16 protein-coding genes and 1 pseudogene are annotated in these 15,720 nt (G+C 51.3%); 4 read left to right on the plus strand and 13 right to left on the minus strand.

Translation table 11 applies throughout. The annotated features are described in order from the left end of the window. Window positions 1–179: 179 nt before the first annotated feature. Window positions 180–335, plus strand: a pseudogene (locus HED65_RS22505) (transposase); the annotation flags it as partial. A 244-nt stretch (window positions 336–579) separates the two neighbouring features. Here the strand turns inward: HED65_RS22505 and HED65_RS22510 are convergent. The 3 genes from HED65_RS22510 to HED65_RS02150 form a co-directional block, all read right to left on the minus strand. After that, complete coding sequence (locus tag HED65_RS22510) at window positions 580–747, minus strand: rolling circle replication-associated protein (RefSeq protein WP_209313267.1); 168 nt, start codon at window positions 745–747, stop codon at window positions 580–582. Window positions 748–1,081: 334 nt separating this feature from the next. Then, on the minus strand, window positions 1,082–2,698 hold the full coding sequence (locus HED65_RS02145; protein ID WP_114977222.1) for a mechanosensitive ion channel family protein: 1,617 nt from the start codon (window positions 2,696–2,698) through the stop codon (window positions 1,082–1,084). A gap of 89 nt (window positions 2,699–2,787) precedes the next feature. Beyond that, complete coding sequence (locus HED65_RS02150) at window positions 2,788–3,540, minus strand: DeoR/GlpR family DNA-binding transcription regulator (protein WP_114977223.1); 753 nt, start codon at window positions 3,538–3,540, stop codon at window positions 2,788–2,790. Between the two features lie 85 nt (window positions 3,541–3,625). Between HED65_RS02150 and HED65_RS02155 the strand changes: the two genes are divergently transcribed. Together HED65_RS02155 and tam are read left to right on the plus strand one after the other, a co-directional pair. Continuing rightward, the gene (locus tag HED65_RS02155) at window positions 3,626–4,210 is read left to right on the plus strand and encodes an NUDIX hydrolase (protein ID WP_114977224.1); all 585 of its coding nucleotides are present in this window, start codon (window positions 3,626–3,628) and stop codon (window positions 4,208–4,210) included. Window positions 4,211–4,293: 83 nt separating this feature from the next. Then, a complete protein-coding gene (gene tam / locus HED65_RS02160; RefSeq protein ID WP_114977463.1) occupies window positions 4,294–5,052 on the plus strand; it encodes a trans-aconitate 2-methyltransferase in 759 nt (252 codons plus the stop codon). A 4-nt stretch (window positions 5,053–5,056) separates the two neighbouring features. On the opposite strand, the gene HED65_RS02165 is transcribed toward tam, so the two are convergent. The 6 genes from HED65_RS02165 to HED65_RS02190 form a co-directional block, all read right to left on the minus strand. Continuing rightward, window positions 5,057–6,247, minus strand: a complete 1,191-nt coding sequence (locus tag HED65_RS02165) for a cytochrome c biogenesis protein/redoxin (protein ID WP_114977225.1) — start codon at window positions 6,245–6,247, stop codon at window positions 5,057–5,059. Between the two features lie 134 nt (window positions 6,248–6,381). Further along, the gene (locus tag HED65_RS02170; RefSeq protein ID WP_114977226.1) at window positions 6,382–7,680 is read right to left on the minus strand and encodes an ATP-binding protein; all 1,299 of its coding nucleotides are present in this window, start codon (window positions 7,678–7,680) and stop codon (window positions 6,382–6,384) included. Beyond that, complete coding sequence (locus tag HED65_RS02175; protein WP_114977227.1) at window positions 7,677–8,417, minus strand: response regulator; 741 nt, start codon at window positions 8,415–8,417, stop codon at window positions 7,677–7,679. Before HED65_RS02175 ends, HED65_RS02170 begins: the two co-directional genes overlap by 4 nt. Before the next feature lie 44 nt (window positions 8,418–8,461). Next, window positions 8,462–9,457: an alpha/beta fold hydrolase gene (locus HED65_RS02180; protein WP_114977228.1), complete on the minus strand. Its 996-nt coding sequence runs from the start codon at window positions 9,455–9,457 to the stop codon at window positions 8,462–8,464. A gap of 145 nt (window positions 9,458–9,602) precedes the next feature. Then, on the minus strand, window positions 9,603–10,043 hold the full coding sequence (locus HED65_RS02185) for a GNAT family N-acetyltransferase (RefSeq protein WP_114977229.1): 441 nt from the start codon (window positions 10,041–10,043) through the stop codon (window positions 9,603–9,605). 74 nt (window positions 10,044–10,117) lie between these two features. Then, on the minus strand, window positions 10,118–10,705 hold the full coding sequence (locus HED65_RS02190) for a hypothetical protein (RefSeq protein WP_114977464.1): 588 nt from the start codon (window positions 10,703–10,705) through the stop codon (window positions 10,118–10,120). A gap of 134 nt (window positions 10,706–10,839) precedes the next feature. Here HED65_RS02190 and HED65_RS02195 point away from each other — a divergent pair, with 134 nt between their 5' ends. After that, the gene (locus tag HED65_RS02195; RefSeq protein ID WP_114977230.1) at window positions 10,840–11,388 is read left to right on the plus strand and encodes a GNAT family N-acetyltransferase; all 549 of its coding nucleotides are present in this window, start codon (window positions 10,840–10,842) and stop codon (window positions 11,386–11,388) included. Here HED65_RS02195 and HED65_RS02200 read toward each other — a convergent pair. From HED65_RS02200 to HED65_RS02215, 4 genes are all read right to left on the minus strand, one after another. Further along, window positions 11,376–12,290 carry a bestrophin family protein gene (locus HED65_RS02200; RefSeq protein WP_209313268.1) on the minus strand — a complete coding sequence of 305 codons (915 nt, stop codon included), beginning with the start codon at window positions 12,288–12,290 and terminating at the stop codon, window positions 11,376–11,378. The two genes, HED65_RS02195 and HED65_RS02200, sit on opposite strands and share 13 nt — an antisense overlap. A gap of 199 nt (window positions 12,291–12,489) precedes the next feature. Beyond that, the gene (locus tag HED65_RS02205) at window positions 12,490–13,941 is read right to left on the minus strand and encodes a tagaturonate reductase (RefSeq protein ID WP_114977232.1); all 1,452 of its coding nucleotides are present in this window, start codon (window positions 13,939–13,941) and stop codon (window positions 12,490–12,492) included. 116 nt (window positions 13,942–14,057) lie between these two features. Continuing rightward, window positions 14,058–14,585, minus strand: a complete 528-nt coding sequence (locus HED65_RS02210; RefSeq protein WP_114977233.1) for a GNAT family N-acetyltransferase — start codon at window positions 14,583–14,585, stop codon at window positions 14,058–14,060. 87 nt (window positions 14,586–14,672) lie between these two features. After that, on the minus strand, window positions 14,673–15,632 hold the full coding sequence (locus HED65_RS02215) for a sensor domain-containing diguanylate cyclase (protein WP_114977234.1): 960 nt from the start codon (window positions 15,630–15,632) through the stop codon (window positions 14,673–14,675). Between the last annotated feature and the right edge of the window lie 88 nt (window positions 15,633–15,720).

Genomic DNA, 15,720 nt, shown 5'->3' on the forward strand with positions numbered 1-15,720 from the left:
GGTATTCGGACAACGGAGAGACGCCATGTGTATTCGCGCATGGCTTTTGATTCAGCAAAAGAGGGAATATTGAAGGATGATGGTATTGTCCAGCGTCATGTGTTCCGTGATCCTCGAGGGTGGACTGACCCCGCCCCGGTAGACGCTCCTGCCCTATAGTTTGAGCATAGGAGGAGCGTATGGGCACACCACGATTTACACCTGAATTTAAGGAAGAAGCCGTCCGCCAGATAACGGAGCGCGGTTATTTTGTTGCCGAAGTATCAGACCGTCTGGGCGTTTCTGCGCACAACCTCTACAAGTGGCTACGGGCTATCAAGCCTGATAACAGCGAACATCTTACCTCGCCTCAATACCAATAACTCGCCGTACAGTTATTTAGGAAAACCTGTCGAGTACCGACAAATTCAACATTTATTAGTCTGCGTGGAGATGGTGGAGACGGTGGCGTTGAGGCATATTTCCGCTCACCGGACGGTGCCGTATTCGGTGTTCAGGCAAAATACTTTTTCCAGCTGTGAGAGCATGAGAGATAACAATGTCACGGCCACATCGGTTACAGATCTTTGCGTCGCTCTGTCATTCACCACAGCCGAAATAACGAATCTTAAGCGGAGCGATAGCCTTACGCAGCCGCTTAAGGAACAGAGTTACATCACGACGATCCAGAGTGGGAAAGCCATACTCAGTCCAGGGGAGATGTTCATCCGCATAGGTCAACGTCAACCAGCAGTTGGTTTCATGCATCTGGGCTTCATGAGTACAGCGAACAGCCCATTCACGAGAATGAGCCAGACGGCAAGAAATGCACTGGCCACAGGGAAGGGTTAGACGCTCAAACGTCCGTTCTTCACGCAGTGAGCAGTGAAAGACAATGTTACCAGAATGTGTACGCCAGGCTTTGAGAGGGCTTGTACACGGCATGAGAATAACTCTCCTAAAAAGAGAGAGTTACGCAACATCACCTATTTAACATAATATACATTATGCGCACCAGCGTGGATGCATGGTAAATCTGTGCTTTTACCATCCTCATTGCCCTGGACATTGATACCTCCGAAAGCACCTTATCAATCGCCGATTATGATTTTCCGCCATCAGGTGGCGTCGCTGGCGCGCTATACCAGTTCTCTTTTGGCACAACCACACTGTTTTCCGGTTGCAGTACAAAGTTTGGAGACATGATTTGCACGTTAAATTCATTGAAGACATCCTGAATATTGCTGTGCAGTTCGTTTCGGGCATCTGCCAGTGACACATTCGGAATCAGCCGTACCTGTAATTCGTAGGCAATATACCAATCCATCAGGCTCAACTGTCGCACCAAGGGTGGCTGTGCAAGATCGATTCCTTTGGCACGCTTGGCCGCCAGCTCTAACATTGCATGCACCTGACGCCATGGCGTGTCGTAACCAATGGTGACACTGACCGTCAGGTTAACGCCACCGTTCGTGCTTTGCGCACTCAAATTGGTAATTTTACCGCTTACTACGACGGCGTTCGGCACGGTAACCACGTAGTTTTCACGGGTGATAATTTTGGTCGCAAGCATACCAATTTCACTTACCAACCCTTCATTATCTGCCACCCGAATCATGTCTCCTTTGCGAAGAGCACGTGAATAAATCAAAACCAGACCACTCATTGCGTGATTCATCACCCCGGCAGAACCCAGCGTGAGCATCAGGCCAAAGAAGACACTGATGCCTTTAAAAGCCAGTGAATTTGCCCCGGGTAAGAAAGGATAAGCTGCCGAAAGTGCAAAGAGCCACACCACGACTGAAATCAGCTTGCGGGTTGCACCAACCGTTTCAGGATGGATGCCTGGCAGTTGCAAACGCCCTGCTTCCACTTGGTTGAGCACCATCTTTAACAATTTAAGAATAAAGGCGGTTATAAGGAAAATGATCAGGACAATCAACAGGCCAGGTAACGCTGAGACAATCGACAGCGCGATATCGCGTACCACGCGTACGGACCACTCTCCCAGAGACTCTCCCCAGACGCGCGTCCAGGGGAACAGACTGAAGGTCCAACTCAGCCAGACATAGAGTGCGACAATTCCCAATAAAATCATCAACAACGCATACAGGCGCGTTTCGATAGCACCGATAAACCGCCGCCAGCGCTGAGGTATCCAGCTTCGATTCTCAAAAATACGCCGGCGGAAAACACGTTTGATCCAGCGCCAGGAACGGTACGCGCCATACCAGAACAGCACCAGTCCCAGCAGTCCCGCCACGGTTTTCACCGCCGATAACGCCAGCATGGTGCTGTTATATTGAACGCTCAAGGCTGAACGTTGTGCTTCCATACGCGCCAGTACGCGTTGCGCCGCCTGGTCAAGGGTGAGATCGTCTCCCTCGTCGAGATCACCTGTTGTCAGGAGCATCACCGGTTTGCTGTTCATCACGATGAGCCTACCCGGCTGGTTATAACGGGTTACTGAAACAATCTTTAGCGGTTCGCGAACATCGGCTTCAGTGAAATTTCGCAGCGTATTGCGGATGCGTAACACCCGTTCTTCTGGCGTGGTAAGACCGAACTTTGCCTGTAGCATGACGATCGGTTGATGGAAAATATAAACCGTGCGGGCACGCTCCTTTTCAGTGGGCTCCTGGCGAGGTTCCGCTGCATGCGAATTAACAACCACAGAGAAGAGAAATCCCGTTAAAAGCGCGAGCACAATCCTGTTCATATTCGCCACCGAAAACGCGAGAATTATCGTTATTTTTCAAAATGCCCAATCAAGGCTGATCGCTTTTTTAGCATAGACCAGCCTTTCACTTACGCAATGACAGACACCCCTTTTTCCGATAATGCACGGATCCAGTCCTCATCTGTATTGCCATCGACAACGATGGTATTCGCCAGAGACACATCGCCAATCACAAACGATGACGCGGTGTTTATTTTTTCCGGTGAGGCCAGGACAATCGTCTCGGCGGCTCTGCCGGAAAATGCACGTTTGATGCACGCTTCTTCAAAATCACCGGTCGTCAGTCCCGCGTCAGGGTGAATGCCGGTCACTCCCATAAAGAACAGGTCTGCGTGAATATTTTCGATACCTTCAATGGCACCCGCGCCGACAGCAACAATGGAGTGTTTATACAGGCGGCCACCAATCAGAATCACTTCAACAGCAGGATGAGTTACCAGCCCCAGAGCGATACTCGGGCTGTGCGTTACCACGGTGATGTGTAAGTCAGGAGGTAAAAACGTAATCAGTTCGGCGGTTGTTGTCCCGCCGTCAATGATCACCACCTGCCCCGAAGAAATGAGCTGTGCGCCTTTTTGGGCCACCTTTTTTTTCGCATCCATCTTAACGAATTGACGCTCTGCAAACGGAGCAATAGCGGAAGATGACGGTAGTGCGCCACCATGAACGCGTTGCAAACGCCCTTCTGCCGCCAGCTCACGTAGATCACGCCGTATAGTATCTTCAGAGACATCAAAGAAAATGCTGAGTGCTTTAGACTGAACCTGCCCTTCGGTTTCGAGCTTTTCAATAATCAATTGTTTTCGCTGACTGGTGAGCATTAGGATTCCTGGTGTTGCATGTTTAATCTTGAAGTTGCACGATAATGCTGGTTATGATGATTACTCTACGTAAGGAGGAACAATCGTGCAATCAAAACGTGCAGATGTACGCATTATTGACAGTGAAACGCTGTCAAATAACTGGTATGTCCTTAAAAAATATACCTTTGACCTTCAGCGCCGTGATGGCGAATGGCAGCGGCAAAACCGCGAAGTTTATGACCGGGGTAACGGCGCGACAATCCTGCTCTACAATCGCGAGAAAAAGACGGTGATCCTGACTCGCCAGTTCCGTTTTCCTGTATTTATCAACGGCCATGAGAACGATTTGATCGAAGCCGCTGCCGGGTTGCTCGATAATATGGATCCGGAGAGCCGCATTAAAGCAGAAGCGGAAGAAGAAACCGGGTTTAGCGTTTCATGCGTGCAGAAAATCTTTGAAGCGTATATGAGCCCGGGCTCCGTTACGGAAAAACTCTATTTTTATCTTGCCGAGTACCATCCGAAAGACAAAACCAGCTCAGGCGGCGGGATCAAGGCTGAGGGCGAAGATATCGATGTACTCGAAATGACACTGAAAGAAGCATTACAGGGCATTGAAACGGGTAAGATCGTCGACGGGAAAACCATCATGCTGCTTTACCATATTGCACTGAAAGGCATTTTGTAATTTGCGTAACTCATGACACCTGCCACTGTGCAGGTGTCTGCCTGTGCTATTCTTGCAAAAACATGCAAAACGGAGATCTGACGATGGCTGACTGGAACCCTTCTCTTTACCTGCAATATGGTGCAGAACGAACGCGTCCTGCCGCTGAACTGCTCGCCAGAATTCCACTGGAAGAGGTCACCTCCATCGTTGATCTGGGCTGCGGGCCAGGCAACAGTACTGCCCTGTTAAAGCAACGCTGGCCCTCAGCACATATCACTGGAGTTGATAACTCACCTGCGATGCTGGAAGAAGCACGTAAGGCGTTACCTGATTGCCATTTTGTTGAGGCCGATATTCGCCAGTATAAGCCAGGGCAGCCGCTGAGTTTGATTTACGCAAACGCATCGCTGCAATGGATCCCCGACCATTACGATCTCCTGCCTCACCTTGCCTCTCTGCTTAAGTTAAATGGTGTGCTGGCGATCCAGATGCCTGACAACTGGCTCGAGCCCACTCATGTGGCGATGCGTGAAGTGGCGCTGGAGCAAGATTATCCTGATCGTGGTCGTGAACCGTTACCCGGCGTACATGCCTATTTTGATATTTTGTCAGAGGCTGGTTGCGATGTAGATATCTGGCGGACAACGTATTTTCATAAAATGAGCTCACACCAGGCCATTATTGACTGGGTCAGCGCCACAGGTTTACGCCCGTGGCTGCAGGAGCTAAATGAGAGCGAGCAGAAGCGTTTTCTGAAACGCTATCATGAACTACTGGAAGAGCAGTATCCGCTCCAGGAAAACGGGCAGATACTGCTGGCTTTTCCACGGTTGTTTATCGTTGCGAAACGTCAGCCCTGAAGGGTTATGATCTGGCTTCTTTGAGCAGCTGTTGAATGACCTTCTCTTGCTGTTCATAGTTGCCTTCGCCAAAAGAGGTGTAGCGTAACTGCCCTTTCGCATCAAAATAGTAATGTGCAGGCCAGTACTGGTTGCCGAAAGCATTCCAGATTTGATAGTTGTTATCCGTCACAACCCGATAGGGCAATTGCCACTTATTCACTGCATTTTTTACCGAGGAAAGCGGTTTTTCCCAGGGATACTCTGGCGTATGAACCCCAATCACCACCAGACCCTGTGACTGGTATTTTGTCGCCCAGTCACGAACATGCGGGAGCGTATGCTGGCAGTTGATACAGTCCCATGTCCAGAAATCGATCAGCACTACCTTACCGCGCAGCGACTCAGACGTGACGCTGTCACCATTTATCCACCCTGTTCCACCGCTTAACGAAGGTAACTGACTGCTGGGCTCAGTCAGCACGACTGGCTGGAGCTTCACAGGTGTAGTTGCCGGTTTTGCCAGATTCAGCAACGACGTTTCCAGATAGTCGGCGACGCCGTTAGCGCCTTTTAATATGGACGTTACGCCTGTTGCATTCAAAACCACAGCCGCAAGCATCACGCCCCCCGCGGCCTGGCGTAATCTCTCCATCAGCGCCGACTTTGCTCTCAGTGGTGCCACCAGTTTGCGTCCGCCGACAATAAGCAACCCCAGCATCAGCGCGCATCCGCTGCCATAGGCGGCCAGCAGAGCCCCCGTCGCAATGGCCGAATGTCCTGCAATGTTAATGCTGAAAATGGCGCCCAGAATCGGTCCGGCACAAGGAGACCAGAGCAACCCGACGGCTAGTCCAGCCAGAAAAGCCGATGCTATACCGCGCGTTTGCCCGCTTCGCGTGTTCAGGACATTTCCCACACTGACGGCAGGCCGTGCAATGCGCTGGGCGAAGGACGGGAAGATTAAGCTCAGTGCGGCGATAGCCAGAATGACAAGTGCGACCCAGCGCCCGATGAGGGTTGCCTCTGCAATCCACTCGCTGGCGACAGTGACGGCCATCGCTACCAGGGTGAACATCACGATCATCCCCACAAAGAGCGCCAGAATATGTCGTCGTTGCCCCTGAAAACCGGCGAACAGGAGTGGAATAACCGGGAGCGTACATGGACTGAGCAGGCTTATCATCCCGCCCAGGAAAGCAATTATCAGAAACATAGTGACCTCACATGACAGATGCTGCGACGCTGCAGTGAGGCTATTTCATCGTATCGATGTGTTCAGGATATGTGTAAAACAGGGGATTTTGTCTGGCTCTGTATCTGTCCGCCGGGAGATACAAAGCCGTACAATTAGCGACGAGGCAGTGCAATGGATACGTCAAGTCCACCCTCTGCGCGGTTCACCAGCTTCAGCTTTCCTTCGAGTTGCGCGGTGAGCTGCGCGGCAATAGCCAGACCAAGCCCGGTTCCGCCAGTGTCACGGTTACGTGATGTTTCAACCCGATAAAACGGCTGCAACACGGCCGTGAGCTCGGCCTCGGGTATTCCCGGCCCTGTGTCCATAATGTGAATGACAAGCTCCTGGGCAGATGAATCATCAATAGCGATGACGGCACATTCGCCAAATTTCAGCGCGTTATCCAGCAAATTAGTCATCACCCGGCGAAGCGCCTGCGGGCGCGTAACTATTGGTAAACGAGACTCGCTTGCCTGAAACTGCACGTTTTTACCAATGTCCTGATAATCGCAGGCTATGCTATTAACCCACGCGTTCAGCTCCAGTTTCAGCGACGTCTCTTCCAGTGATTCTGATGACCGGGCATATGCAATGCCCTCCCGCACCAGACGCGACATGTTATCAAGGTCATTTAATAGCTTGCCGCGAAGCTCAGGTTGTTCTGCCATTTCGACACGCAGTTTCATGCGTGTTATTGGGGTCTGGAGATCGTGAGAAATGGAGGCGAGGATTTGCGCGCGGTCCTTTATATAGGACTGGATGCGAGCCTGCATTGCATTGAAGGCATGCGCTGCTCGTTGTACTTCAACCGGTCCCTTCTCTTTCATGGGGGCATTTGCCGAAGGATCCAGCGTATCTACCGCATGGGTAAATTGTGAAAAAGGCCGTATCACCTGTCGCACCGCGATCCAGGAGCAGGCAGCAAGGAGCAACAGTTGCAGGATGAGAACAACAGGTAACCAGCTTGCGACCGGCGGCATTCGGGGGATCAGGTCAATGGTCAGCGGCGAGCCATCGCGCAATGTGAGATGCGCCTGAATATGGGAAACAGACCCCGGAACAGCGGTAAAACTGAGCGGATAGTGGGCCGCGAGGGTCTCTTTTAACGTACGGATGGCATCCTGCGAACGCTTATCCGTCGGCGCGGCGCCAGACTCACCTGCACCGAGGATATAACGATAGTTACCCCGTTCAAGTCGCGGAAGCCAGGCCGCGCGTTCACTGGCGGGTAACCGGTCTAAAATGGCCACGCTGGTTGCAACATCGTATTCCAGATTACCGAGCATCACCGTGCGGGCACTGTGCATTCGTTCAATCATGACCAGCGTCAGACTCAGGGCGTTGGCCAGCAAGAGACCCGCAAGCACAATGATCAGCAGTCGGGCAAGCAGTGAGCGTGGCCAAAGTGTCATTCATTAACCTCTTTGATTATCACGGGCATGGTAAAAACGTAGCCTTCACTGCGCACGGTTTTAATATAGGCAGGCGTGCGGGCGTCTTCATTTAAACGCTGGCGAACCCGGCTTACGAGCAAATCAATTGAACGTTCAAACAGTTCGGCGTCTCGCCCTTGCGTCAGGTTGAGCAACTGATCCCGGGTAAGAACGCGTTGAGGGTGGTCGAGGAATACGCGCAGCAGGCGATACTCCGCCCCGCTGAGCGCCACGATCACCCCTTCCGGGTCAATTAAGTGGCGGGCGACGGTATCCAGTTGCCATTCGCCAAACATCACCAGTCGTCCTGCCTCGGTCACCTGTAAATTAGGCGGCATTGTGCGAAACCGCCGTAAAATTGCTTTAATACGTGCCAATAGCTCACGGGCGACAAACGGCTTCACAACGTAATCGTCCGCCCCCATTTCCAGTCCCAGGATCCTGTCAGTCTCTTCGCTGCGCGCCGTCAGCATCAGAATGGGCAGATCTTTGTGTTTGCCGCTGCGAAGCTGTCGACACAGAGTGAGACCATCATCACCGGGCATCATGACATCCAGCACCACCAGGTCGATATGCTGTTTATCCAGCACGGCACGCATCTCTTTACCGTTTGCCGCACCGGTCGCGCGATAACCGGACTTAATGAGATAGTCGACAACCAGTTCACGAATATCCCTGTCGTCATCGACGACAAGGATGTGATCAATATGCTCCACCGAACTCTCCTGAATGAGGGGTAACGTATTGAAAATAGCACATATCACAGCTTATCCGCGTCGATAACCGCCTTGACGAAATCCTGCGGATCTTCCTGAGGCGGGTTGTGTCCCACGGTTGCCCCGAAGGTACGGTGCTCATATTTACCGGTAAATTTACCTGCATAGGCCTGTGGTGCCGGGTGTGGCGCGCCGTTGTTTCCGCCTTCAATGGTAATGGTCGGGACGGTAATATTCGGCAAAGCAGCCAGTTTTTGCTCGTAGCTGTCGTATTTACGCTCCCCTTTTTCCAGGCCTAAACGCCAGCGATAGTTGCTGAGGGTTACTGCAACATGATCCGGGTTATCAAGGGATTTGGCGCTGGCGTTAAAGGCTGCATCGCTAAATTTCCAGTCAGGCGATGCCTGTGACCAGATTAAGCGCGCGAAGTCATGCGTGTTTTTGGCATAACCTTCAGCACCACGCTCGGTAGCGAAATAGAATTGATACCACCACTGCTGTTCGGCTTTTGGTGGCAACGGTTGTTTGCCAATCTGCTGGCTGCTGATGAGATATCCACTCACCGATACCAGTGATTTCACGCGCTCAGGCCAAAGTGCCGCGACGATATCCGCCGTGCGGGCACCCCAGTCGTATCCCGCGAACACCGCCTGTTTGATATTCAAAGCGTCCATCAGGTTTACGATGTCTTTCGCCATCGCCGAAGGCTGGCCATTGCGCGGCGTTTCTGCTGACAGGAAACGCGTGGTGCCGTAGCCGCGCAGAGAAGGCACAATCACCCGGTAGCCTTTTGCCGCCAGCGCGGGTGCTACTTCGGCGTAGCTGTGAATATCGTATGGCCAGCCGTGTAATAGAATGACCGGTTGACCATTTTTGGGGCCGATGTCGATATAACCGACATTCAGATCGCCGGCGTTAATTTGCTGTGGATGATCGAAAGCTGACGCGAAGTTTGTGCCGGTGACTTCGGCCTGACAGGACATCACAGTGCCAAGAGAAACGGTCAGAGCGAGGGTTGAGTAAGCGAGTTTGCTGAACATGTTGGTATCTCCGGTTGAGTACATTTCACGGGGATATAACAACACCTCAATGTATAGCGGATATGTGCGAAAGCGGGTTTATTGCAAGCCTGTGTATGTATCCGGTGCGCTGATACAGTGTGATACAAACACAGGCGTTACAGATTTACAGGGAGAGGCGATAGCGGACGTAATCGTCAGCTTCACCATATTTATCATAGAGTTTACGCGCCGGATTGTTCTCCCGGGTGACCCAGTATAGTTTTGACCACCCTTCCCGCTTGCCTTCCCCTATCAGGGCATCAATGAGCGCTTTTCCAGCTCCCGCCCCGCGCTCGGTGGCATCAACAAACAGATCTTCCAGGTAACAAATGGGCGCTGTCGACCAGGTTCCTTCGTGCAGAATGCACATCGCGAAACCGATGACCTTTTCGTTCTTCTCTACCACGCGGCAGAACATCTGTGAACGATCTGATAACGCCCTTTCCCATGTCGATGCTGTGACGGATTCCTCTAGGTAGCAGTCATAAAAATGGGTATAGCCATCCCATAGCGGACGCCATTGAGAATAATCATCTGCGCGTAAAGCTCTTACCGTGACAGCCATGTATTTCCTCACATTACCAGGATATTGCCATTATCAAAAACCGACTTCGCTTTCCGTAACGTCATATCACCTATTTAACGGCTTTTTAGCCGAATTTCACGTGCCAGCCTGGCAAGACGCTGAGTACGACAATAGAGCGTAAACAGCACAAAACCAATGCTATTCATCACTACCCGACAAAGTAACAGTGCGGAGAATGCGATGACCAGTGGCCAAAGACTTCCGTCATGGGAAAGCAGACGATATAGCGTCTGAACGAGGGTTAGTACCAGCATAACTATGAACAGCGTCATAAACCCCAGTAATCCCGACGTTGCCCCTCGTGCCAGAAGCGCGCTTATAACAATAAGCGCGCCTGTCATTATTAATGATGGTACGAAAAAGCTCAGTGCATGATTTAATGGAGATAACCCCTGCATAGTATGGAGAAAAGGCAAAAGGTTAAACGCAAACACCACTAAAAACAGAGGGAACAACGTGGCTACCGGGTAAGGATTTTGACGCGGCAACTCGCTAAGGGGACGAGAAAAATACTGTTCCATCTCGGGAGTGGAATAGTTCAATAAACGGGGATCACGACGTGCAATAGACTCCTCTATCTCTTTGCCATGCTGCAGAAGATCGAGGAAAACCCGTCCGGTTAAAAGAGACAAAAATCCCATCAAAATTTCGCCATTAAAGAAATGTTGCCCATTTTTGGTAGTGAATAACCCCAGCATGGCTCAGAAGAATATGATAGACATGAAAATACCAGAACCCAAACAAAAGCATAACGCTTAAATATGGAGATCCGCGGATGACGATACCGACGCTCACGACAGAACGCCTATTGCTAAAACCGTTGGTTGCCGAAGATGCCGTCCAGATACAGAAGCTTTATCCGCGCTGGGAGATCGTCCGCTATATGGTCTCTTCTGTACCCTGGCCCTACCCGGAAAACGGCGCGGAAAACTATGTCAACAATGTGGCGCTGCCGGATATGGCGAAAGGGATTGCCTGGTTCTGGAGCATCCGCCATCGCGATGTTCCCGATGAACTGATGGGCATTATCTGTCTGTACGATGTGGAAGATAACAACCGAGGATTCTGGTTGGCCCCGGAGTTTCAGGGCCAGGGATATATGCGCGAGGCCAGCATTGCTGCGACGGATTATTGGTTTAATTCACTGAACAAGTCGGTATTGCGTGCGCCAAAAGCCGCTGCAAATAGCCGCTCCCGACGTATTTCGGACAGTAGCGGCATGCGGCTTATCAGGACAGAAAAGAAAGCGTACGTCAGCGGAATGCTGGACTCAGAACTGTGGGAGATCACCCGCGACGAGTGGAACGCCCGTCAGGTCAGCTGATAATATTTATCCGGCATCAGCCTGTCAGGAATAGTCTCTTCATCATTCATCTGCAGTAGATCGCGTTCCATCATGTTGCAGATGGCGTCCAGCGGAAGGTCATTATTTTCTGTACCAAACGGGTCTTCCAGCTCTTCCGCCAGAGCATCCAGCGAGATGAAGGTGTAAGAGATCAGCGCAGAGACAAATGGCGTCATGTAATGCAGGTCCACAACCAGCGCGAACGGCAGCATGATGCAAAACAGATATACGGTACGGTGAAGAATTAACGTGTACGCAAACGGCACTGGTGTCGTCGCAATACGTTCACAGCCAGACAGGACGATGGACATGTCGTTCAGACGGTTATTCAGACTGTGGAAAAGGATGTCTGATAGTTGTCCGTTACGACGCCGCACTGCCAGCCACTCCCCCATGATCAGTAAAATACGGTTCGCCGGCGAGTTGGCTTCCATCACTTTTTTTAAATCATCTGCGGCAAGATAGCGAGACAACTGCCCGGCGTTCATTTCCCGACGCAGGGTCATGCGCAAACAGTTGGCGAAGGCAATCTGCAGGCGGACAAATTCACCCAAATGCTTATCGTCAGGCAAGGTATTTTTTACCTCGCGAAACAGAGAGCGGGCCGCTATCATCAGTTGCCCCCAAAGCAGGCGAGCTTCAACGTAGCGCGAATAACAGGCGTTGTTTCTGAAACCTAAGAAGATAGCGATCGCCACGCCGAGAATGCTAAATGGCGCAACCGTAAATTTGATGCCGAGGGAGGTATACCACGGTAGCATCACGATCACGGTGATAGATAACAGGAAGTTGAGTAACAGTCGGGTGTAGATCTTAGGCAGTACTGAACCATGCCAGACAAAAATCATTTGCAGCCAGTGCTGCTTAGGACGAACAATCATAGTGAGTTTCAGAAAAGAAAAGAGCGTGGTTATTAAACGTGATCCCCCTCACGGTTGCAAGCATGTTAATAGAACATTGAATTTTTACACCTGTTTAGCTTTAACCGCACGGTGCTGCATCTGAATTTAAAACAAGAAATATAGTATGTTGTAACTAAAACGGATCGTTATTAAACCCGGCCGAAGCCGGGTAACGTCATTAGCAAAGCGGTTTTACCGCTGAGCGCATTCCCTTCAGCAAAATGGCGTCCAGATCCAGTGTCACCTGGTCTACGAGGCCGCTAATCTGAGTGAGATCCTGTTCCCAGTGCTCACTTAGGCTCAGAACAGCCTGTACCAGGTCACGAGTGCCAATCTGCTTATCATGGTGCTGTTCCCACAGCTGCTGATAACGTACGAGCCAGTGAGCGTCATCCTGCACCGGATAGCGCTCCCCGTTACGCTCAGCACGGTAGAAAGCAATCAGTGCGGCTAAGGCAAATGTCAGGCGTGCAGGTAATTTACCTTTCGCTTTCTGCCCTGCCAGCAGTTGCGGCAGTATACGAGTGCGATATTTGGTCATACCGTTGAGCGCAATAGAGAGCAACTGATGCCTGATGTAAGGATTACGGAACCGGCCTGTAACTGCACTGGCGAAAGATTCCAGTTCTTCACGTGGCAGGTCCAGAACAGGAATAATTTCCTGATAAATCGCTTTTTCGACGAAGGCGCACACATCGGTATCATTCATCGCCTCACCTACTGTATCCAGCCCCGCAAGGAATGCCACCGGCACCAGCGCCGTGTGTGCACCGTTCAGAATCGCGACTTTGCGCTCTTTGTAAGGCTTGATGTCATCAACAATCAGCACATTTAGCGGGTATTTATCCAGGCAAAGCTCACGGGCAAGGGATGTCGGTCCCTGAATGACAAACAGATAGAAATGCTCGGCCGTATCCAGGAACCCATCGTGATAACCCAGTTTGGCTTCCAGCGTAGCCACTTCCTCACGCGGATAACCGGTCACAATACGGTCGACCAGCGTCGAACAGAAGCTGTTGGCTTCGTTCAGCCACCGGGTAAAGGCAGCAGGCAGCGCCCACTCTTGTGCGTAGCGCAACACCAGCTCACGCAACGCATCACCGTTGTAGTCAATCAATTCACAGGGAATGATTATCCAGCCTTTGTCTGGTGCACCGTTGAAGTGACTGAAGCGCTCAAACAGCAGTCGCGTCAGCTTCGCCGGGTAACTCACTGCGGGGGTATCTTCAAATCTGTCACCGGCGTGATAACTAATACCGGCTTCGGTGGTATTTGAGAAAACAAAGCGCATATCCGGGTTGTGAGCCAGTTTCAGGAACTCATCATACTGGCTATAGACACTGATCTCGCGGTTAACGGAGCGGATAAGACGGGCATCACTCACCGCCTCACCCTGCGCATTCAGGCCACGAATGATCGTGGTATACAGGCCATCCTGAGTACTGAGCGACGGTGGGAAGTCGCTTTGAATAGGACGAACGATAACCACACCAGCGTTAAGATCGGTATGTTCGTTTAACAAATCGAGTTGCCAGTCGACGAACGCACGCAGGAAATTGCCTTCACCAAACTGAATGATACGTTCAGGATATTGCGCACCGGGAAAATCACGACGGTTGAGAGTGTCCACTTTGGGTTCCTTTATAATTAGTCATACAGCCTGATAAGATTGGTACGATAACTTATCAAAACCTAACGACCAGAAACCCTGTTTTGATCAATCCCCGGTGCGGTTGTGCAAAATAATTATAAGAATTTGTAGAACACAGACGTGGCCGTCATGGCGCCGTCCGGCATCAGAGCATAGCGCGGGATCTCGCCGACCTTTTGCCAGCCAGCGCGCTGGTAAAACGTCTCGGCACCGCTGCCTGTAGAGGTATCGAGCACCAGCACGGAAATCCCCCAGGCTCTGGCCTGAACTTCAAGCGCTTCCATGAGCGCCATCGCGGCTCCTTTCCGGCGCGCTTTCTCATGAACGAGCAGCTTTGCCACATCCGCTCGATGAGGCTGGTTTTCCGGCTGTTCGGTAATCAGTTGTACCGTGCCGATGACACCGTCGAGCGGATCGATACTGGCAAATACCAGCCGTTCATTACGACCTACGCTCTCAGCAATACCGCCCCAGTAAGAACGGGCTTTCTCAAGACTAAAGGGCAACATAAAACTGACAGATGCACCGCCGTTGACGCAGTTTTCGAGGATCCCGGCCAGGGCATCAAGATGGGTGAGAATGTCTTCACGGGTGAGGATTTTGATTTGCAGTGAGGTATTCATTGTTTTTCCTTAGGTTGAATACTCTCACTGTGCATTTAACATCTTGTTAACGCAAACAAAACCAACATAGGCTTTTGTTATGTCACCTTACATCTGACGCTTTTGTTTCATGGCATACATCTTTTCATCAGCATCTTTCAACCACTGTTGCGGGTCATTGCGGTTATGGTCGAATTCACTTAATCCCCAGGAGAACTGGAGCGACCAGGGGTGTAATTTGCGGGCGTTATAGTTTTCGACCTGCTCGACGAGATACTGCATAGCGATCCAGGCCCCCTGCTCATCCGTATCCGCGAACAACACAGCGAACTCATCTCCACCAAAACGCACCAGCAGATCCGCTTCACGGAAAGAAGCGCGCATCAGTTGTCCCATCACTTTCAGCGCCTTATCCCCTTCTTCATGACCAAAACGATCGTTAATCTCTTTAAAACGATCCAAATCCAGCCAGCCAAGGGTTAACGGCTCAGCTCTGCGTCGGGCAATGGAAAGGGTGAAACGCATAAGTTGATTAAAGCCCCGGCGGTTAAACAGCCCGGTCAATTCATCCGTCGTCGAAGCACTGATCGCGGCAAATTCATCTTCTGCCAAAGCGCCAAGATCACCCAGTACGGCGAGGTCCGCCGCTGAAAACTCGCGGGGCACGTAATCAACCAGACATAGCGAGCCTACGCTTGCGCCATCACGCAAACGCAGCGGGAAGCCCGCGTAGAAACGAACACCAGGTTCACCGGCCACCAGCGGATTATCCGCAAAACGATCGTCCTGAAGCATATCCCCCACCACCAGCGGAGCTTCGGTCAGGATCGTATGGCCACAAAATGAGATGTTACGTGGCACGGTGCCGGGTGCCTGCCCATCGGCTGACTTAACGATCAGCGCATGTTCATCAATAAGGTTGACCATCGCCAGCGGCACCTGGAAGAAGCGTTTTGCCAGTCGTGTTAAGCGGTCAAACGATGGGGAACTGTCAATCTCAAGCAAGCCAGACTCACGCAGTGAGTTAAGACGTTCCGTTTCATTTTCAGGGATTGCAGGTGCTTTCATAATGTCTCCTGACGTAAAGCGTTACTCAAAGCGTAGCTTAAACAGGAACGTTGTCAGTGTTCGAACATCCTGTTAAGTCGCTTACTAT

The sequence above is a fragment of the Pantoea sp. LS15 genome (genome assembly GCF_012241585.1).
Taxonomy (GTDB): Bacteria; Pseudomonadota; Gammaproteobacteria; order Enterobacterales; family Enterobacteriaceae; genus Enterobacter.

Coding starts and splice junctions, on each gene's coding strand:
- HED65_RS02145 (WP_114977222.1), bottom strand. CDS start 2,698: ATGAACAGGATTGTGCTCGCGCTTTTAACGGGATTTCTCTTCTCTGTG.
- HED65_RS02215 (WP_114977234.1), bottom strand. CDS start 15,632: ATGAAAGCACCTGCAATCCCTGAAAATGAAACGGAACGTCTTAACTCA.
- HED65_RS02150 (WP_114977223.1), bottom strand. CDS start 3,540: ATGCTCACCAGTCAGCGAAAACAATTGATTATTGAAAAGCTCGAAACC.
- HED65_RS02185 (WP_114977229.1), bottom strand. CDS start 10,043: ATGGCTGTCACGGTAAGAGCTTTACGCGCAGATGATTATTCTCAATGG.
- HED65_RS02170 (WP_114977226.1), bottom strand. CDS start 7,680: ATGACACTTTGGCCACGCTCACTGCTTGCCCGACTGCTGATCATTGTG.
- HED65_RS02200 (WP_209313268.1), bottom strand. CDS start 12,290: ATGATTGTTCGTCCTAAGCAGCACTGGCTGCAAATGATTTTTGTCTGG.
- HED65_RS22510 (WP_209313267.1), bottom strand. CDS start 747: ATGCATGAAACCAACTGCTGGTTGACGTTGACCTATGCGGATGAACAT.
- tam (WP_114977463.1), top strand. CDS start 4,294: ATGGCTGACTGGAACCCTTCTCTTTACCTGCAATATGGTGCAGAACGA.
- HED65_RS02180 (WP_114977228.1), bottom strand. CDS start 9,457: ATGTTCAGCAAACTCGCTTACTCAACCCTCGCTCTGACCGTTTCTCTT.
- HED65_RS02165 (WP_114977225.1), bottom strand. CDS start 6,247: ATGTTTCTGATAATTGCTTTCCTGGGCGGGATGATAAGCCTGCTCAGT.
- HED65_RS02195 (WP_114977230.1), top strand. CDS start 10,840: ATGACGATACCGACGCTCACGACAGAACGCCTATTGCTAAAACCGTTG.
- HED65_RS02210 (WP_114977233.1), bottom strand. CDS start 14,585: ATGAATACCTCACTGCAAATCAAAATCCTCACCCGTGAAGACATTCTC.
- HED65_RS02190 (WP_114977464.1), bottom strand. CDS start 10,705: ATGGGATTTTTGTCTCTTTTAACCGGACGGGTTTTCCTCGATCTTCTG.